The organism is Enterococcus sp. HMSC072F02, from assembly GCF_001837725.1.
Classification (GTDB): Bacteria; Bacillota; Bacilli; order Lactobacillales; family Enterococcaceae; genus Enterococcus_B; species Enterococcus_B lactis.
Window position 1 is genome coordinate 1 of the sequence record NZ_KV833924.1, and the last position, 3,288, is coordinate 3,288.

A 3,288-nucleotide genomic window follows, 5' to 3' on the forward strand; every position below is an offset into this window, starting at 1 on the left:
GATCTGTCTAACTTAATTTGACAATTAAGAAATAAAAAAGAATATTTCTATGAGATAACGAAAATGGACTGTATAATAAAGAAAAGGTCTAGAAGAACATCATACAATAAGATAGCTTTCAAAATACTCATTGAAAGAAGGAAATACTATAACGTAAGAAAGGAGAATGAATAAAATGAAAAACCTGATTGCTGGCGGCTTTTTGTTTGTGGGTGGTGGCATACTTATGAATACAGATAACTTTGGGAATGTCATTCCTTTTCTTGGTGCAGTTTGTGCTTTGATTGGTGTAGGAATGCTGATTTATTTTGTATTTAGCGATGATGGGAAGTATGGTTGATTATGAGTAGCCAACTCTACTCTTTCGTAAAGATTACAACATACGTGACAAAAACAGAAAGATTGATTTATCATAATAATAAAAGAAAAAGAAACCCAAGTGATTGGATTTCTTTTTCTTTGCATAAGCTTTATTTACTCCGGCAGTAGGACTCGAACCTACGACATCATGATTAACAGTCATGCGCTACTACCAACTGAGCTATGCCGGAATCAAGTACATGAATATAATATCAATTTCTTTCAAATAACGCAATACTTTTTTTAAAATTTTTTACTATATTTTCGAAGAAACCGTTAGCATTTTTTGTTATTTTTACTTTTTTCTAAGAATTGTTTCATTAGTACAAAAACACATTTTTTTGATAAAAAATATATTGACAAATACATTAATATTCGTTATCCTACTATTTGTATTAATGATAATGCCGCTTTAGCTCAGCTGGTAGAGCGCTTCCATGGTAAGGAAGAGGTCGCCGGTTCAAGCCCGGCAAGTGGCTTCCTTAAACAGTGCAACATGTTGGTTTAACCATGTGTCTGCGCTGTTTTTTATTTTATGCCACGAAAATCCCACAAAACTGTTTTTATTTTAAACAAAAAAAGAATTTTTCAGTTAGTCTGCGAATAAAAAAATTCATCCAATCGATTGCTCGACTCTTATTGTCGCGTAATATTTAACGGCTCTGCAACATCTTCTTGAAAAACCCCTCTCTTCTTTCTATGAATACTTTAATTTCACTGCTAATTCCATAATCATTACCTCTTGTTTAGTTTACAATTAGTTGACCATTAGAAATCATCCGTTTATTATTATGGGTTAAAGTTCTAGAAATAATATTCCCTCTAGGTACTGAAATACTTAAATCCGAGGTGGATATAATATGCTGTCTGCCATTTACACGAACGTCATAGGAAACGGGCCAATTTCCAGAAGAAGCTTTAGAGAAACGATAAGTTCTAGCACCAACTCTACCCAGACGCTCAATTTCTTCAACTATTAAATGTATTTCCTCTCCTCCTCATTAATATAGGTCAGCTCCTTCATGTCCATACTATCTGATAATACGAGCTCAAGTACAGTTGAGCTTATTTTTTCCTGAGCTTTTACTTCTTCTTTGGATCCAATTCCTTCTAAATATTTTTGTTAATAAAAGTCATGTACTCCCAAAATCAACTGCTAGTTACCTTAACGAAGCCAATGATTTACATTGATGTAACCTGGTGAGTTCTTATCAAGAAAGGCATGTTCTGAGATAATTACGTTAGTAACAATATAAATTTTTTATAGGAGGGAACATAATGATTAAAAAATTAGTTCTATGTACAATTGTATTGGGAAGCTTAGGGTTAAGTATCACGGCAAATGCGACTACTGAATATGGTGGTACTGATCAAGCAACTCTTAGATTGATCGAAAAAGCTGAAAGATTAAGTCAAAGTTCGGATGAAGATATCTTGATAGTTGGCAATTATGAAGTGTCATTAGGAGGAATACGTCCTTGTTGCCTTATTAGGAAACAAGCAAATTGAACTAAATGGTCTTTCTAACTTCCCTATTCGGTTATCGAAAGATTCTAAAACCAATAAAATTACTCCACAAAATGGAAAGATTTCTTTCAAAGCGCCAAGTGATCCGGGAAGTTATGAGTTTGTTGTGTATCAATTTGGTTTGGAAAAGGAAATGTTAGGTCTTCCGATGGTTGATAATTCTTTCAGGATGACCATCGTAGTAGAGTGAAAGTCCATTTATTCTCCAAATTAATGGAATCACATTAAAGTAAGTGTCCCTGTTGACAACCGATAGCGGAGCTACTTGCTTTATGGATGTTTCAGTGCCCCCGAGTACTCTATTGATTTAACTGATCCACAATTTGAATTTCCTGATCGCTTATTGCTTATTTTCCAGAATGTTTATTTTTACTGCGTACCTTTTAAAATGTTTAAAAAATTAGGTTTGTCTAAAAAGCAAAGCCTTACCCTACTTCGTTTACTTAAAACATTAGATTGCAAAAAACAGCTTCATACATCACGACTTCCTAAATTGATTTTATGCGGTACAAAAGATTATGCAAATAAGCCTGGAGCAAAACGGTTATATAAAGTTTCAACTAATAGCCGTCTCCTGTTTATCGAAAACGGAAAACATGAATTGAATAGAGAAAAGCCAGAAATAATAGCACAAGCTATGTGATAATTTATCGAAAATAGCTAATCAATAAAAAAGACGACAAAATGTGTCGTCTTTTTTATTTACCAAGTTAAGAATGTTGTCATGTTTTTCAATGTAGCTCGATTGAGACTAGTTTTATGGATCATGGATCAATGAAGAGAAAATTATTGTTTCATGCCAGAGAATTTTTCTGGTCGTAAATCGACTAATTGTACATGGCTGTCTAAAGAACCACTTGGACTTTCAAGAGTAAATACACCTAGACGTGGATCTAAAGAAAGGGTCATGTGTTCATCCATGTACATTTTTGAATAATCTTTGATATAAACTTCCCCAATATCACTATCTAATTGTAGTTTATAATCATTTTTTCCTTGTTCTTTATCAAGAAGAAGTAAACGGAAACTAGTATCTAAAGAGCACACACCCATTTTAGAATATTCACCCACGCCATCATCTAAATCTAAAATAACTGTCGCGCCTTCATCAATATATTTTTGTAATCTTTCTTGTGCTTGATCTGTAATTTTAAGATACATATTCAAACGCCCTCTTTCTTTTATTTACAAAAGCATGCTAGCATATATTAATAAAATTATCTAAAGTCCTGCTCAAAACAAAAAGATGTAAGAAATATCTTTTGATATTTCTTACATCTACTTTTACTCCGGCAGTAGGACTCGAACCTACGACATCATGATTAACAGTCATGCGCTACTACCAACTGAGCTATGCCGGAATAACATCAGCGTGGCGACGTCCTACTCTCACAAGGGGCA

The 3,288-nt window shown here is 33.6% G+C and carries 4 protein-coding genes, 3 tRNA genes and 1 pseudogene; 4 read left to right on the forward strand and 4 right to left on the reverse strand.

The window, feature by feature from the left end; translation table 11 throughout:
• The first annotated feature begins 175 nt into the window (after positions 1 to 175).
• Entirely contained in the window at positions 176 to 340 is a 165-nt protein-coding gene (locus HMPREF2731_RS15000; protein WP_002320198.1) for a hypothetical protein, read from the forward strand.
• A 137-nt stretch (positions 341 to 477) separates the two neighbouring features.
• Here the strand turns inward: HMPREF2731_RS15000 and HMPREF2731_RS03015 are convergent.
• Positions 478 to 551, reverse strand: a tRNA-Asn gene (locus tag HMPREF2731_RS03015).
• A 215-nt stretch (positions 552 to 766) separates the two neighbouring features.
• Here HMPREF2731_RS03015 and HMPREF2731_RS03020 point away from each other — a divergent pair.
• Positions 767 to 839 (forward strand) — tRNA-Thr (locus tag HMPREF2731_RS03020).
• A gap of 267 nt (positions 840 to 1,106) precedes the next feature.
• Here HMPREF2731_RS03020 and HMPREF2731_RS15470 read toward each other — a convergent pair.
• Positions 1,107 to 1,346: a DUF5626 family protein gene (locus HMPREF2731_RS15470; protein ID WP_176747851.1), complete on the reverse strand. Its 240-nt coding sequence runs from the start codon at positions 1,344 to 1,346 to the stop codon at positions 1,107 to 1,109.
• A 292-nt stretch (positions 1,347 to 1,638) separates the two neighbouring features.
• Here HMPREF2731_RS15470 and HMPREF2731_RS03025 point away from each other — a divergent pair, with 292 nt between their 5' ends.
• Both HMPREF2731_RS03025 and HMPREF2731_RS03030 read left to right on the forward strand, forming a co-directional pair.
• Complete coding sequence (locus HMPREF2731_RS03025; RefSeq protein WP_070872288.1) at positions 1,639 to 1,869, forward strand: hypothetical protein; 231 nt, start codon at positions 1,639 to 1,641, stop codon at positions 1,867 to 1,869.
• Between the two features lie 325 nt (positions 1,870 to 2,194).
• A pseudogene (locus tag HMPREF2731_RS03030) lies at positions 2,195 to 2,530 on the forward strand (alpha/beta fold hydrolase); the annotation flags it as partial.
• 143 nt (positions 2,531 to 2,673) lie between these two features.
• On the opposite strand, the gene HMPREF2731_RS03035 reads toward HMPREF2731_RS03030, so the two are convergent.
• Entirely contained in the window at positions 2,674 to 3,048 is a 375-nt protein-coding gene (locus tag HMPREF2731_RS03035; RefSeq protein ID WP_002310873.1) for an iron-sulfur cluster biosynthesis family protein, read from the reverse strand.
• A 126-nt stretch (positions 3,049 to 3,174) separates the two neighbouring features.
• Positions 3,175 to 3,248, reverse strand: a tRNA-Asn gene (locus HMPREF2731_RS03040).
• Positions 3,249 to 3,288: the final 40 nt, after the last annotated feature.